The organism is Sphingobium sp. TB-6 (assembly GCF_012927365.1).
In the GTDB taxonomy this organism is placed as follows: domain Bacteria; phylum Pseudomonadota; class Alphaproteobacteria; order Sphingomonadales; family Sphingomonadaceae; genus Sphingobium.
On sequence record NZ_JABBGL010000006.1, the window covers coordinates 52367 to 67731 of the forward strand.

Annotated in this window: 14 protein-coding genes; 10 read left to right on the plus strand and 4 right to left on the minus strand. The window is 63.5% G+C overall.

Annotation, left to right across the window (positions count from 1 at the left end; genetic code table 11):
* Nucleotides 1-74 precede the first annotated feature (74 nt).
* Both glyS and HHL26_RS10060 read right to left on the minus strand, forming a co-directional pair.
* Nucleotides 75-2240, minus strand: a complete 2166-nt coding sequence (gene glyS, locus HHL26_RS10055; RefSeq protein ID WP_169576102.1) for a glycine--tRNA ligase subunit beta — start codon at nt 2238-2240, stop codon at nt 75-77.
* On the minus strand, nt 2240-3112 hold the full coding sequence (locus tag HHL26_RS10060) for a glycine--tRNA ligase subunit alpha (RefSeq protein WP_066557971.1): 873 nt from the start codon (nt 3110-3112) through the stop codon (nt 2240-2242). The genes glyS and HHL26_RS10060 overlap by 1 nt, the downstream gene beginning before the upstream one ends.
* A 176-nt stretch (nt 3113-3288) precedes the next feature.
* On the opposite strand from HHL26_RS10060, the gene HHL26_RS10065 reads away from it, so the two are divergent.
* The 9 genes from HHL26_RS10065 to HHL26_RS10105 all read left to right on the plus strand — a co-directional run bounded on the left by HHL26_RS10065 (nt 3289) and on the right by HHL26_RS10105 (nt 11814).
* Nucleotides 3289-4218, plus strand: coding sequence for a TraB/GumN family protein (locus HHL26_RS10065; RefSeq protein ID WP_066557974.1), 930 nt, complete (start codon nt 3289-3291; stop codon nt 4216-4218).
* Between the two features lies 1 nt (nt 4219).
* Nucleotides 4220-5116: a TraB/GumN family protein gene (locus HHL26_RS10070; RefSeq protein ID WP_197672713.1), complete on the plus strand. Its 897-nt coding sequence runs from the start codon at nt 4220-4222 to the stop codon at nt 5114-5116.
* Between the two features lie 108 nt (nt 5117-5224).
* Nucleotides 5225-5839: a 50S ribosomal protein L25/general stress protein Ctc gene (locus tag HHL26_RS10075; protein WP_066557977.1), complete on the plus strand. Its 615-nt coding sequence runs from the start codon at nt 5225-5227 to the stop codon at nt 5837-5839.
* 88 nt (nt 5840-5927) lie between these two features.
* Nucleotides 5928-6497: an aminoacyl-tRNA hydrolase gene (gene pth, locus HHL26_RS10080; RefSeq protein ID WP_066557979.1), complete on the plus strand. Its 570-nt coding sequence runs from the start codon at nt 5928-5930 to the stop codon at nt 6495-6497.
* 112 nt (nt 6498-6609) lie between these two features.
* Nucleotides 6610-8238 carry an alpha-D-glucose phosphate-specific phosphoglucomutase gene (locus tag HHL26_RS10085; protein WP_066557981.1) on the plus strand — a complete coding sequence of 543 codons (1629 nt, stop codon included), beginning with the start codon at nt 6610-6612 and terminating at the stop codon, nt 8236-8238.
* Between the two features lie 106 nt (nt 8239-8344).
* The gene (gene ychF / locus HHL26_RS10090; protein ID WP_066557983.1) at nt 8345-9445 is read left to right on the plus strand and encodes a redox-regulated ATPase YchF; all 1101 of its coding nucleotides are present in this window, start codon (nt 8345-8347) and stop codon (nt 9443-9445) included.
* Between the two features lie 7 nt (nt 9446-9452).
* Nucleotides 9453-9977: a DNA-deoxyinosine glycosylase gene (locus tag HHL26_RS10095; RefSeq protein WP_066557985.1), complete on the plus strand. Its 525-nt coding sequence runs from the start codon at nt 9453-9455 to the stop codon at nt 9975-9977.
* 46 nt (nt 9978-10023) lie between these two features.
* Complete coding sequence (locus HHL26_RS10100) at nt 10024-11298, plus strand: ectonucleotide pyrophosphatase/phosphodiesterase (protein ID WP_066557987.1); 1275 nt, start codon at nt 10024-10026, stop codon at nt 11296-11298.
* 51 nt (nt 11299-11349) lie between these two features.
* A complete protein-coding gene (locus HHL26_RS10105) occupies nt 11350-11814 on the plus strand; it encodes a MaoC family dehydratase (RefSeq protein WP_066557990.1) in 465 nt (154 codons plus the stop codon).
* 1 nt (nt 11815) lies between these two features.
* Here HHL26_RS10105 and HHL26_RS10110 read toward each other — a convergent pair whose 3' ends face one another.
* Entirely contained in the window at nt 11816-12328 is a 513-nt protein-coding gene (locus HHL26_RS10110) for a hypothetical protein (protein WP_066557993.1), read from the minus strand.
* Nucleotides 12329-12395: 67 nt separating this feature from the next.
* A complete protein-coding gene (gene mutL, locus HHL26_RS10115) occupies nt 12396-14168 on the minus strand; it encodes a DNA mismatch repair endonuclease MutL (RefSeq protein WP_066557994.1) in 1773 nt (590 codons plus the stop codon).
* A gap of 147 nt (nt 14169-14315) precedes the next feature.
* On the opposite strand from mutL, the gene HHL26_RS10120 reads away from it, so the two are divergent.
* Complete coding sequence (locus HHL26_RS10120; RefSeq protein WP_007685698.1) at nt 14316-15362, plus strand: rod shape-determining protein; 1047 nt, start codon at nt 14316-14318, stop codon at nt 15360-15362.
* The last annotated feature ends 3 nt before the right edge of the window (nt 15363-15365 follow it).

A 15365-nucleotide genomic window follows, 5' to 3' on the forward strand; every position in this document is an offset into this window, starting at 1 on the left:
CAAACGCACCCACTTTTACGATGATTGCTCTCTTATTTCACTGATTTTCCCGCTTGGGCGGGTATCTTTCGGTATCAGCCTGTAATTTTCGAGAAATCCGCCACTGCGTGGACAGCGTCCCGTACCCGCGCAAGCAGCGCGAGGCGAGCGGAGCGCTTTGCCGGATCGGCGTCGTTCACCGTCACGCTTTCGAAAAAGGCGTCGATCGGCGCGCGCAATGTTGCAAGTGCAGCCATGGCGCCTCCGAAATCCTCCGCCGTGACGGCGGCGGTGGCGCGAGGCTCGGCGGCGTCGAGGGCGGCGATCAGGTCAGCCTCTGCCTGTTCGGGGACGTAGGTCAATTCGACCTTCTCGGCGGTTTCGACACCTTCCTTTTTGAGGATGTTGGCGGCGCGCTTGTAACCGGCGAGCAGGTTGGCGCCGTCATCGGCTACGATGAAGGACTGGAGCGCCTTCACGCGGGCGAGCAGGCGGACGAGATCGTCCTCGCCACCGAGCGCGAACACGGCGTCGATCAGGTCGTGGCGGACGCCTGCTTCCTTCTGCTGGACCTTGAGGCGATCTGCGAAGAAGTCCAGAAGATCAAAGGCGAAAGTCAGGTGACTCTCATTTGCCGGTGCGAGCTTCGATCCCTTGGGCAGACCGTCTTCATAACTTTTGACACCTTCCAACCAAAGCTTTCGGAAGAAGCCCTCGTTTAGCGCGTCATGCTGACCAATAAGTTTCAACAACGAAAACCGCAGGTCATTTTCCAATGTCAAAGCAACGAGTCCAAGCGCCGCGCGCCGAAGCGCGAAGGGATCTTTCGAACCAGTGGGCCGTTCACGCGCTGCAAAGAAGCCGCAGAGAATATCCAGCTTATCCGCAAGGGAAACGGCAACGGTCGCCGGAGCACCCGGAACCTCATCGCCTTGGCCCACCGGCTTGTAATGGTCGCGGATGGCATCAGCCACGGCATCGGGCAAGCCCTCAGCGCGGGCATAATAGCCGCCCATGACGCCCTGAAGCTCGGGGAACTCACCGACCATTTCGGTGACAAGATCGGCTTTGGCGAGCTTGACGGCTGCGTACACATTGTTGAAAAGCTGAACCTTAGCCTGCGGCGTATCTTCCTCCGGCTTAACGATATCCGCATCAACCAACCAGCGCGCCAGTTTTGCGACGCGATCCACCTTGTCGGCCACAGTGCCGAGCTTTTCGTGGAAGGTGATCCGCTCCAGCTTCTTCGCGTGGTCCTCCAACTTCGTCTTGCGATCCTGCTCCCAGAAGAAGCGGGCATCCGACAGGCGCGCGGCAAGGACTTTGCGGTTGCCCGCGATGATCGCCGCACCATGATCCTTCGCCTCGATATTGGCGGTGCAGATGAAGGCCGGGGCAAGCTTGCCCGCGCTATCCCGCAGAACAAAATATTTCTGGTTGATACGGAGGGTTAGCTGGATGACTTCAGGGGGTACCTCAAGAAAGGCCGGAGCGAAATCGCCCAGCAGCGGTACCGGCCATTCGGTCAGGCCGGCATTTTCCGCGATAAGGCCCTTGTCCTCGATCACCGTATAGCCATGGGCGGCGGCGGCTTCATTCGCCTTGGCCTCGATGATCGACTGGCGTTCCTGATGACTGACGATCACATGGCAGGCGCGCAGCTTCTCCACATAATCATGAGCGCTGCCGATGGTGATCTCGCCCGGATGATGGAAGCGGTGGCCGAGCGTGGCATAGCCCGATCTGACGCCTTCGATCTCGATATTGACCAGATCGTCGCCCAGGATCGCGACGATGCCTTGCAACGGACGAACCCAGCGGAGGCTTTCCGTCGTCTGCGAAGCGGCACCCCAGCGCATGGACTTGGGCCAGGGGAAGGCGCGGATGATCGTGGGGACGGCTTCGGCCAGCACCCCAGCGGTGGCGCGGCCGGGCTTGTTGACCACGGCGAACCAGACGCCGTCGCGCTCTTCGAGTTGATCTTGCGTCAAACCCGTCTTGCGAAGGAAGCCTTCGAGCGCCTGCGCAGGCGCCGACGTGCGCGGGCCTTTGAACTCCTCGCTGACGGCGGCGGTTTCCAGCGGCAGGTTGCGCGCGATCAGCGCGAGGCGGCGCGGCGTGACAAAGCTGTCGAGGCTCTCCGGCTTCAGACCAGCCTTCGCCAGTTCCTCGGTGAAGAGGCGGGCGAGGTCTTCCGATGCCTTCAATTGCATGCGCGCCGGAATTTCCTCACAGCGCAATTCGAGCAGGAAATCGGTCATCACGCGGCCCACCCGTTCACTTCCATCCACTTTTCGCAGGCGCCTTTGGCCAGATCGCGCACGCGGCCGATATAGCTGGCGCGTTCCTGCACCGAAATGACGCCGCGCGCCTGGAGCAGGTTGAAGACATGGCTTGCCTTGATCGCCTGGTCATAGGCGGCGAGCGGAACCCCGACCTCCAGCGATGCCTTGCATTCCGCCTCGGCGTCCTTGAACCAGCGGAACAACTTTTCAGTGTCGGCGATCTCGAAATTCCATTTCGACATCTGCCGCTCATTCTCAAGAAACACGTCGCCATAGGTGACGCCCGCGTCATTGAATTTGAGGTCATAAACGCTGTCGACGCCCTGAATATACATGGCGAGGCGTTCGAGGCCGTAGGTCAGCTCGCCCGCGACCGGTTTGCAATCGAAGCCGCCCATCTGCTGGAAATAGGTGAACTGGGTGACTTCCATGCCGTCGCACCAGACTTCCCAGCCAAGGCCCCACGCGCCCAGCGTCGGGCTTTCCCAGTCATCCTCGACAAAGCGGATGTCGTGGACCAGCGGATCGATGCCGATCTCGACCAGCGACCCCAGATACAGTTCCTGAAGGTTCGCCGGGGACGGCTTCATGATGACCTGATATTGGTAATAATGCTGGAGCCGGTTCGGATTTTCGCCATAGCGGCCGTCGGTCGGGCGGCGGCTGGGCTGCACATAGGCGGCGTTCCAGGCGTTCGGGCCAAGGCTGCGCAGCGTCGTCGCCGGATGGAAGGTGCCCGCGCCCACTTCCATGTCATAGGGTTGCAGGATGACGCAGCCTTGGCGACCCCAATAGGCATGGAGCGTCAGGATCAGATCCTGAAAGGAGAGCGCTTTGCTTGTCGCCACGGATGATCCCCAGAAATCACGGCTCGAAAAATGACGGTTCAATTGCGGCGCGCCTTGGCGCAGCGAGGGCGCAGGGTCAAGGGAAAGAGGGCGGGAAGAAGGGTAAATCCGCTTGCTCTGTCGCGTTGGGGGACGCATGGATGGGGGCAGATCGATCAGATGGACGTAAAAACCGCATGAAATGGCCCAATTTACGCTGGCCCAATCTCCAATGGCTGGCGCCCGCCATGATGTTGCTTGGCGGATGCGCGCTGGAGCGGCCCGCTTCCGCTCGCGATACGGCGGCGCGCTCGACCTATGTGACGCCCGCGCTGTGGACAGTGAAGGATGCCGACACCACCATCTATCTGTTCGGCACGGTGCATGTGATGAAGCCGGGGGTCGATTGGTATAAGGGCGGGGTCAAATCGGCCTTCGAACGGTCGGACGAGCTGGTTCTGGAAATCGTCGAGCCGGAAGATTCCAATGCCTTGGCGTCGACCATGGCGGGGGCAGCCCTGGCGCGGGACGGGGTGAAGCTGTCGGACCGGCTGGGCGCGGACGAGCGGAGCAAATATCTGACGGCGATGACCGTCAATGGCCTGCCCTGGCAAGCTTTCGAGATGTTCAATCCCTGGATGGCGGGCATGGCGCTGTCGGTGCAGCCGCTGGAGAAGCTGGGGTATAAGTCCGATCTTGGCGCGGAGAAGGTGCTGACTGCGGCGGCCAGGGCTTCGGGCAAGAAGGTCGACGCGCTGGAGACGGTCGAGCAACAGCTCGGCTATTTTGCGGGGCTGCCGATGGAGCAGCAGGTGAAGTTCCTGACCGCGACCATCGAGGGTTTGCCCGACATGGACAAGGAATTCGCCAGCCTGGTCGCGCATTGGCAGGGTGGCGAGCCGGAGAAGCTGGCGGTCGAAATGAACGAATCGCTGGAGGCGACGCCGGAGCTGGCGAAGGTGCTGCTGATCCAGCGCAACGCCAATTGGGCGAAGTGGATCAAACAGCGGCTCGACCGGCCGGGCATAGTGTTCATTGCCGTGGGCGCCGGGCATCTGGCGGGCAAGGGCAGCGTGCAGGATCAGTTGAAGGCGCTGGGCGTCTCTTCGGCGCGGGTGAAGCAGTAAAATGATGCGCCGGTGGGCGCGTTGGCTGACCCTGGAGCTTGGACTGGCGGCCTTATTTCTGATTGCGGCTTGCGGGGATGAGCCCCCTGCCCCGCCCCCGGGCGGCGGACCTGCGCTTTGGCGGGTCGAGGGCAAGGGCGTGGATGGCTGGCTGTTCGGCACCATTCATGTGCTGCCCGACAATGTGAAATGGCAGACGGCGCCGATCAGGGGCGCGATGGCGCGCGCCGATCGGTTGGTGCTGGAATCGGCGGAAATACAAGATCAGGCGCGGACGCTGGCGCAGTTCGAGAAAATGGGGCGCAGTCCGGGGCTTCCACCGCTGGAGGCGCGGGTGCCGGGCGAGGACAAGGCGGCGCTGGAGGAAATCGCCAGCGATGGCGGCACCTCCACGCGGGCGCTCTCCAGCTATGAGAGCTGGGCGGCGGCGATGTTGCTCTCCGCAGCGGCGCAGCAGGCTCTGCATGTCAGCCAGGACAATGGCGTGGAACCGGCTCTGATCGCGGCGTTCAGGGATGCCGGCAAGCCGATCGGCGGGCTGGAGACGGTGGAGCGCCAATTCCGGGCCTTCGACACGCTGCCGGACGCGGCGCAGCAACGATTGCTGATCGATACCGTGCATGAGGCGCAGGATATGCGGACGCTTTACGACCATATTCTCAAGGCCTGGATCAAGGGGGATATGGCCACGCTCGCACAGGCCGATCAGATCGGTGAGGAGCCAAATCCAGTGGTCGAGCAGGCGGTGCTGATCGACCGCAACCGCGACTGGGTGAAATCGGTGAAGGCGCTCAAGGGGCGACCGTTCATCGCCGTGGGCGCGGGGCATCTGACCGGCAAGGGCAATCTGATCGAACTGCTGCAAGCCGAGGGGTATAAGGTGACGCGGGCGCAATAGAGCGCCCCTTGCTTTCCCGCGCTTTTCTGTTATTGGGCGCCGGTCCCGACATGGTCATCCCTGGAGGCGTGGCGGGCGATTACATCAATTTGCTTTTGGAGACACGCAATGAGCGAGCAGCTTACGCTGTCGGCAGAGGCACGCGATCGGGCAGGCAAGGGAGCCTCCCGCGCTCTCCGCCGTGAGGGCCGCGTACCCGCCGTCATCTATGGTAACAATGAAGAACCGCAGTCGATCCATGTCGAGGAAAAGCTCCTCAACAAGCTGCTCGGCACCGGCCACTTCTTCAATTCGGTCGTCTTCGTCGAAGTCGGCGGCAAGAAGGTCCGCACCCTGCCCAAGGATGTGGCTTTCCACCCCGTGAGCGACCGTCCGCTGCACGCCGACTTCCTGCGCGTTTCGGAACATGCCACCGTCCACGTCAACGTGCCGGTGCGCTTCGAGAATGAAGACGCCTCGCCCGGCATCAAGAAGGGCGGCGTTCTGAACATCGTCGCGCATGAGGTCGAACTGATCGTCGACGCCGCCGAGATCCCCGACGATGTCGTCGTCGACCTGGCCGGCCTGGACGTGGGCGAAACGATCCACATCAGCGCCGTCAAGCTGCCCAAGGGCGCCAAGGCTGCCCATGACGAGAGCGACTTCACCGTCGCGACCATCGTTGCTCCCTCGGCTCTCAAGAGCGCCGAAGGCGACAACGAAACCCCGGCCGAAGGCGAATAAGCCTTTTGCCCTCAGCCCTGCAGGGCTGGAAATTCCGATCCCGCTCGCCTACCCGGCGGGCGGGATTTTTCTTTGGAGTGGACAAGCGATGCAGATCTGGGTGGGCCTGGGCAATCCCGGAACCCAATATGCGATGAACCGGCATAATGTCGGCTTCATGGCTGTCGACGTCATTGCGGACATGCATCGCTTTTCGCCGCCGAAGAAGCAGTTCCAGGGCTGGGTGCAGGAAGGCCGGATCGGGCCGGAAAAGATCATCCTGCTGAAACCCGCAACCTTCATGAACGAGAGCGGGCGGTCGGTGGGTGAAGCCATGCGCTTCTACAAGCTCGCGCCGGAGGACGTGACCGCCTTCCACGATGAACTCGACCTTGCGCCGATGAAGGTGAAGGTGAAGCGCGGCGGCGGTAATGCCGGGCATAATGGCCTCCGCTCGACCGATGCGCATATCGGGGCGGAGTTTCGCAGGGTGCGGATCGGCATCGGGCATCCGGGGCACAAGGACCGGGTGCATGGCTATGTGCTGGGAAATTATCATAAGAGCGAGACGGACGCGCTGGCCGACATGCTGGGCGCGATCGGTGCGGAGGCCGAATGGTTGGCAAAGGGCGATGATGCCCGGTTCATGAATGAGGTGGCGCTGCGGCTGGCGGACTGATGCGCGCCCGTCCGCCCTGCGCTCACGGCGAGCCGCAGGCGGTGGATTGCGGTTTGTCGCATGTCCGGGCCATAGAGGAAATCTGACTTCTTTCTTTCCCAAGGGGATATGGGTGATACAGACCGTCGCGACGAAGCCTTTTGACGACCAGAAGCCCGGCACGTCCGGTCTGCGCAAGAAGGTCCGCATTTTCCAGCAGCCCCATTATGCGGAAAATTTCGTCCAGTCGGTGTTCGACAGCCTAGAGGGCTATAAAGGCCAGACTTTGGTGGTCGGCGGCGACGGGCGCTATCTGAATCGAGAGGTCATTCAGATCGTGCTGAAAATGGCGGCGGCCAATGGTTTTGGCCGGGTGTTGGTGGGTCAGGGCGGCATATTGTCCACGCCGGCGGCCTCGCATCTGATCCGATCTTCCGGGGCCTTTGGCGGACTGGTGCTTTCGGCCAGCCATAATCCGGGCGGGCCGGATGAGGATTTCGGGATCAAGTACAACGTCTCCAATGGCGGCCCCGCGCCGGAGAAGGTGACGGACGCCATATATGAGCGGACGCTGGCGATCGACAGCTATCGCATCCTTGAGGCAGGCGACGTTGATATCGATACGCTTGGCGCCAGCCGGTTGGGCGATATGACCGTAGAGGTGGTCGATCCGGTGGCGGGCTATGCCGGGTTGATGGAGAGCCTGTTCGATTTTGCCGCCATCAGGGCGATGATCGCGGAAGGCTTCACCCTTTCCTTCGACAGCATGAGCGCCGTCACCGGGCCTTATGCGGTCGAGATTTTCGAACGGCGGCTGGGCGCGCCTGCGGGAACCGTGCGGAACGCCACACCCCTGCCCGATTTCGGTCATCATCATCCTGATCCCAATCTGGTCCACGCCAAGGCATTGTACGACCGGATGATGGCGGCCGACGCGCCGGATTTCGGGGCCGCTTCGGATGGCGATGGCGACCGGAACCTGATCATCGGGCGGCACTGCTATGTGACGCCTTCGGATTCGCTGGCCGTACTGGCGGCCAATGCGCATCTGGCGCCCGGCTATTCAGGCGGCCTCAAGGGCATCGCCCGGTCGATGCCGACCAGCGGCGCGGCGGATCGGGTGGCGGAGAAGCTCGGCATTCCGCTCTATGAGACGCCGACGGGCTGGAAATTTTTCGGCAATCTGCTGGATGCCGGGATGGCGACCATCTGCGGCGAGGAAAGCGCGGGCACCGGGTCCGATCATGTGCGCGAGAAGGACGGCATCTGGGCGGTGCTGCTCTGGCTCAATATCCTTGCCGTCCGGCGGCAGAGCGTGGCGCAGATCATGACCGGGCATTGGGCGACCTATGGCCGCAATTATTATGCGCGGCATGACTATGAAGCCATCGCCAAGGACAAGGCCGATGCGCTGATGGATGCGTTGCGGGATAGGCTGGCGACCTTGCCCGGTTTCGCGACCATCCTTGGTACCGTGTCCCAGGCCGACGATTTCGCTTATACTGATCCGACCGATGGATCGGTCAGCAGCCAGCAGGGCATTCGCGTCATATTTGATGATGGATCCCGGATCGTGTTCCGTTTGTCTGGCACCGGGACCGAGGGCGCCACACTGCGGGTCTATCTCGATCGTTATGTAGGGCCAGAAGGCCGGCTAGATATGAAAACAGCCGACGCGCTGTTCCGCCTGATCGATTCGGCAGAACGCATAGCCGATATCGAAGACTTCACCGGCATGAACAGCCCGAGCGTCATCACCTGACCTTCTGCCGTGCTCCTGCGAAAGCAGGAGCACGATGCGCGGGCTGGCCAACTTAGCCCGAACAGGCTATCGGCGCGGCCAATCATTTTGACGTGAAGGCAGTTCCATGGGTTTTCGTTGCGGTATCGTCGGGCTTCCCAATGTGGGCAAGTCCACCCTGTTCAATGCGCTGACCGAGACGCAGGCGGCGCAGGCGGCGAACTATCCCTTCTGCACCATAGAACCCAATGTCGGGCAGGTCGCCGTGCCGGACGAACGGCTGCAGACCATCGCCAAGATCGGCGGATCGGCCAAGATCATCGAGACCCAGCTTGCCTTCGTGGACATTGCGGGGCTGGTGCGCGGCGCGTCCAAGGGCGAAGGGCTGGGCAACCAGTTCCTGGCGAACATTCGCGAGGTGGACGCGATCGTCCATGTGCTGCGTTGCTTCGAGGATGACGACATCACCCATGTCGAGGGCAAGGTCGATCCCATTGCCGACGCAGAGACGGTCGAGACCGAACTGATGCTGGCGGATTTGGAGAGCCTGGAAAAGCGCGTGCCGAACTTCGCCAAGAAGGCGGCGCAGGGCGACAAGGAGGCGAAGGCCGCGGCTTCCGTGCTGAGCAAGGCGCTGGACCTGCTGCGCGACGGCAAGCCTGCGCGGCTGACCCAGCCGGGCGATGATGAGGAAGAGCGCATCTTCCGTCAGGCGCAGCTCTTGACCGCAAAGCCGGTCCTCTATGTCTGCAATGTCGAGGAGGACAGCGCGGCGCAGGGCAATGCCCATTCGGCGCGCGTGTTCGAGAAGGCGGCAGCCGAAGGCGCCAAGGCGGTGATCGTGTCGGCGGCCATCGAAGCAGAGCTGATCACCATGCCGGTCGAGGAGCGCGCGGAATATCTGGAGGCGCTGGGGCTGGAAGAAGCGGGTCTGGCTCGCATCATCCGGGCGGGGTACGAGCTGCTGGGCCTCATCACCTTCTTCACCGTCGGGCCGAAGGAAGCCCGCGCCTGGACCGTCTTCAAGGGGTCGAAAGCGCCTCAAGCGGCGGGCGCGATCCATACCGATTTCGAGAAGGGCTTCATCCGCGCCGAAACCATGGCCTATGCCGACTATGTCCAGTTCAACGGGGAGGCCGGAGCGAAGGAAGCGGGCAAGTGGCGCTCCGAAGGCAAGGAATATGTGACGCAGGACGGCGATATCATGCTGTTCCGCTTCAACGTCTGATCCAGCCATGCTGCGGCCGGGACAGATGCCCGCCCGGCGCAAGGCGGCCTTTCCACCCAGTGTCGACGAAAGGACGCGGCTGCTGATTCTCGGCAGCCTGCCCGGCGACGCGTCGATCAAGCAGGGCGAATATTATGCGCATCGCGGCAACGCCTTCTGGTCGCTGATGGGCGACGTGCTGGGAGAGGATCTGCGCGGCCTGCCCTATGCCATGCGGTTGAAGCGGCTGAAAGCGCGGCGCGTCGGATTGTGGGACGTGATCGAGAGCGCGGATCGGGAAGGCAGTCTGGATAGCGCGATCCGGGGGGCGGAGTTGCGCGATCTGTCCGCTTTCGTGGACCGGCTTCCGGCGTTGGAGGCGGTGGCCTTCAACGGCAAGACGGCGGCGCTGCATGGGCGGCGGCAGATCGGGGAACGGCCGGGGCTGGCATTGATCGACCTGGCCTCCTCCTCCGGTGCCTTCGCCAGCATGACGCGGGAGGCCAAGCGCAGCGCCTGGATGGCTATCGCGCCTTTTAGCGGGGACGCGTAGAGCGTCGTCACTTTACCGTCACGATCCGGCTGTTAAGGCATGCATCATGCTTTTCCGCCGCCTACCCCTCACCTGCCTTTTCATGCTCGCCGCGCTCAGCGATTGCGCGCCGGTCGAGCAGCGGCCGGTTTCCACCCTCGCTCCCGTCGAGCAGCGTCAGCCCGTCACAATCCTGGTGTCGATCGACGGCTTTCGGCCGGACTATCTGAAGCGGGGCGTGACGCCGCATCTCTCCACACTGGCGGCGGACGGGGTCGAGGCGCCGATGCGGCCATCCTTCCCGACCAAGACCTTTCCCAATCACTGGGCGATCGTGACCGGCGACCGGCCCGACCGCAGCGGCATCGTCGCCAACAAGATGGAGGATGCGGCGCGACCAGGCGACATATTCACCATGGCGAGCGACGATCCCTTCTGGTGGAATGAGGCAGAGCCGATCTGGGTAACGGCGGAAAAGGCGGGGGTGCGGACCGCGACTCTGTTCTGGCCCGGCTCCAACGTCGCTTGGGGCGCGACAAAGGCACCGTCCTGGCCCTACAAGCTGAGCGGCGGCACCCGGCCGAGCGACTGGGCGCAGTTCAATCAGGAGATTTCCGGCGTGCAGCGGGTGAACGGCGTGCTGGACCTGCTGCGCCGGCCCGCCGATATTCGGCCCCGCTTTCTAACGCTCTATTTCGATGCCGTCGACACGGCGGGGCATACATATGGGCCCGATGCGGCGGATACGAACCGGGCCGTGCAGGAGGTCGACAGACAGATCGGCATGCTCACCGACGGTTTGAAGGCGCTGGGGCAACCGGCCAATCTCATCATCCTATCCGACCATGGCATGGCGCTGAAATCCAGCGAACGGGTGGTAGCGATGGAAAAGGTTGCCAACCCGTCCGACTATCGCATCTTCGAGAGCGGCCCTTATGCCAGCCTGGCGGCGCAGCCGGGGCATGAAGCGGCGCTGGAGGCCGCCATTCTCAAGCCGCAGCCGCATATGCAATGCTGGCGCAAAAACGATATTCCCGTCCGTTTTCATTATGGATCGCACCGGCGCATACCGCCCTATTTCTGCCTTGCCGAGACCGGCTGGGTGATCCAGCCGACCGCCCCCGCAAAATCTTTCGCCGGCGGCGATCATGGCTGGGACGACCAGGCCACTGAGATGCAGGCGCTGTTCATCGCCCATGGTCCGGGCTTTGACAGCCATTTCCGGCCGCCAGCAAGCTTCGCCAATGTCGATGTCTATCCGTTGCTCGCCCGTCTGCTGGGAATTCGGCCCCTGCCGAGCGACGGTGATCCCGCGGTTCTGGCGGGCCTCTTCAGGAATTGACGTTTTCGTTAACGTAAACTATTTCCTCACCCGTTGCACAAGGAAACGGATATGAGCGAGATCGTCTATTTCGAAGATGTGGCGGTGGGTGACAGGAGCGAGTTCGGCCCGATCACCATCAGCCGGGAGGAGATCATCGCCTTTGCCCAGCAGTTCGATCCACAGCCCTTTCACCTTTCCGATGAGGGAGCAGCCGAGACCCATTTCGGCAGCCTGGCGTCGAGCGGATGGCATACCACCGCACTATCGATGAAGATGATAGTCGCGGAATGGCAGCGCAATCCGGGTGTTCAACCGGCAAGCCTAGGCGCGCTGGGCGTGGACGAATTGCGCTGGCTGCGACCGGTTCGGCCGGGCGACACGCTCCGTGGCGTTTCGGAGGTGATAGAGGTTAGGGCTTCGCGCAGTCGGCCGGAAATGGGAAGTGTCAAGACCCACGTCACCCTGTTCAACCAGCGCGACGAGCCGGTGCTGTCGATGAAGCCCATCGCCATGTTCCGGACGCGACCGGCCTGATTCAGCGCGGCTGCAGCTGGTTGGCGCGCGCGTCGGCGGCCATGATGCGGATCGACGGCTTGAGCGCACCGGTAATCTGAATGGTGTGAAGGCCGGGCGGCAGGTCGAACCACACGATCTTCCGAATGCCGGAGCAGGCCGGGCCATGGTCATGAGCGGCGGAGGTCAGCGCGGTCGTGCCGGTGGCGACATCCACCCAGGCGTCTTCGGACAGGGCTATGCCGATACGCGCCGCGTCCTTGACCGCCAGGGAGAAGAGACCGGCATAGCTTTTGGGGATGACCTTGCCGGGCCGAACGACGAACTGGACCTGCGCGCCGGGGCGGAGCGTTGCCGTGACCGGCTTGCCAAGGATAAGGCGCGGCGCGGTGGAGCCCGTTGCGCCGGCGGTGGCGGTGCCGCTTTGGGTCCAGCTTGTCCAGGATTCGGCCAGGAGTGGCGGGCTGGCGCAGGGATCGGGCGCGGCTTGCGCGCTAAACGGGGTAAGGGCCAGGAGGAAGGCAAGCCGCTTCATTCGTAGATCCTTTCTACTGGTCCCATGCTGCGCATTTCCGCTCTGCGCTTCCGTTGGATTGGGGCGGTTACTTCCGCCCGAACAGTTTCTCGATATCGCGATGCCCCAGCTTCACCCAGGTTGGACGACCATGATTGCACTGGCCGCTGCGAGGCGTGATCTCCATTTCGCGGAGCAGCGCGTTCATTTCCGCGACGCTCAAGGTCCGGCCTGCGCGCACCGAGCCGTGGCAGGCCATGGTGGCGGCGACCAGATCGAGACGCTCCTTCAGGGACAGCGCACTGTCATAGGCGGCAAGGTCGTCGGCCAGGTCGGATACCAATCCCTGCACATCGCCCTGCCCCAACATCGCGGGGGTTGCGCGCACCAGCATGGCGGCGGGACCGAAGCGTTCCAGTTCGAGCCCGAAATCCTTGAGTTCCGCGATCCGCGCCTCCAGCCGGTCGCAGGCGGGTTCATCCAGTTCGACCACTTCGGGGAGGAGGAGCGCCTGCGCCGCGACGCCCTGCCCTTCCATGGCGCGGCGCATGCGTTCCAGCGTCAGACGCTCATGGGCGGCGTGCTGATCGACGATGACGAGGCCGTCCTCGGCTTCGGCCACGATATAGGTGCGGGCGACCTGACCGCGGGCAACGCCCAGCGGGAAACTGCTTCCTTCCGGTGCGGGCGCGGCGGCGGGTTCGGCGCGGGCTTGCGGCGGAGGCGTGAGGAAGCTGGGACGGCGTTCGGCTACGGCATAGCTGGGGATCGGCGTCCCGGCGGCTTCGAAGATCGGCATGGCGCCGATCGGCGTGGGGGAGATGGGTTCGGGTTTCCATGCGGAGAGGCCGGCGGGATCGGCATGCTGGACGGCGCGGAAACCTCCGGCATCGAGGGCGCGGCGCAGGCCGGAAACAATCATGCCCCGGATCAGCGCGGGGTCGCGGAAGCGGACCTCGGTCTTGGCGGGATGGACGTTGACGTCGACCTCCAAGGGAGGAACGTCAAGGAAAAGGGCGACGACCGGGTGCCGGTCCCTCGCCAGCATGTCGGCATAGGCGCCGCGCACCGCGCCGACGAGCAGCCGGTCGCGCACCGGACGACCATTCACGAACAGGAACTGATGGTCGCCCACGCCCCGATTATAGGTCGGGAGCGAGGCCACGCCGGAAAGGCGCACCCCTTCCCGCTCCAGCGCGACGATCACATGATTGTCCACCAGCGCGCGGTCGGTAAGTGCGGCCACGCGGTCTTCGCGCGCCTCGTCGGCCTGTACGCCGAGCACCCGGCGGCCATCATGCTCCATGCTGAAGGCGATGGCTGGATGCGCCATGGCGAGGCGGCGGATGACGTCGAGGCAAGCGGCATATTCCGCCTTGGCCGAGCGCAGGAATTTGCGGCGGGCGGGGACGCGAGCGAAGAGCTGCTCGACCGTGACCCGCGTGCCCGGCGGCAAGGCGGCAGGGCCCTCGCTCACCACCACGCCATTGTCGATGGTGCGGTTCCAGCCGTCCTGTCCCTGCGGCCGGCTGTCGATGGAAAGGCGCGCCACGCTGGCGATGGAGGGCAGCGCTTCACCCCGGAAACCCAGGGTGGCGACATTTTCGATCGCGTCATCGGGTAATTTGGAGGTGGCGTGGCGTTCCAGCGCCAGCGCGATCTCTCCTGAATCCATGCCGCAACCGTCGTCGCTCACCTCGATCCGGTCGAGACCGCCATTGGAAATGCGGATGGCGATCCGGCGCGATCCGGCATCCACTGCATTTTCAACGATTTCCTTGAGCGCGCTGGCGGGTCTTTCGACCACTTCGCCCGCAGCGATGCGATTGACCAGATGTTCGGGCAGACGGCGTATTGACATTGATTAGTGACTAGCCCAAGCGAGCGCTTTCCGCGAGACACAAGCCTCAAGAAAATTTGGTTACCCAGGGGGCGGGTGGAACGTGGGGCGAACTTTCCGACTGTCCCGGTTCGCTTCGCCGGGGCGGCGGGCTGAACAGGAACAGGCATGTCGATCTTCTCGCGTCTCTTCAAACTCTCTTCCCAGGACATGGCCATCGACCTCGGCACGGCGAACACCGTGGTCTATGTGCGCGGGCGCGGCATCGTGCTCAACGAACCGTCGGTGGTGGCGGTCGAAACTCTGAACGGCGTGAAGCGGGTGAAAGCGGTCGGTGACGACGCCAAGCTGATGATGGGCAAGACCCCCGATTCGATCGAGGCGATCCGGCCGCTGCGAGACGGCGTGATCGCGGACATCGACGTGGCCGAGCAGATGATCAAGCATTTCATCACCAAGGTGCATGGCGGCAAGTCACGGCCCTGGCGCTTCCCGGAAATCGTGATCTGCGTGCCGTCGGGCTCGACCAGCGTCGAGCGCCGCGCGATTCGCGATGCGGCGAGCAATGCCGGCGCATCCCAGGTTTTCCTGATCGAGGAACCCATGGCCGCCGCGATCGGCGCCGACATGCCCGTGACCGAACCGATCGGCTCCATGGTGGTCGATATCGGCGGCGGCACGACCGAAGTCGCGGTGCTGTCGCTGCGGGGTCTGGCCTACACCACCTCCGTTCGCGTGGGCGGCGACAAGATGGACGAGGCGATCGTGTCCTTTGTGCGCCGTCACCACAATCTGCTCATCGGTGAAGCGACCGCCGAACGGATCAAGAAGCAGTTCGGCGTGGCCCAGCCGCCCGAGGACGGCGTGGGCGAGACGATCCACATCAAGGGCCGCGATCTGGTGAACGGCGTGCCCAAGGAAATCTCGATCAATCAGGGCCAGATCGCGGATGCGCTGGCCGAGCCGATCAGCACCATCGTCGAGGGCGTCCGTATCGCGCTGGAAAACACCGCGCCGGAGCTGGCGGCGGACATCGTCGATCAGGGCATCGTGCTGACCGGCGGCGGCGCGCTGCTCAAGGGGCTGGACGACGAGCTGCGCGACGAGACCGGCCTGCCCGTCACCATCGCTGAAGATCCGTTGACCTGCGTCGCGATCGGCACGGGCCGCGCAATGGAAGATCCGATCTTCCGGGGCGTTCTCCAGACCGCCTGAATT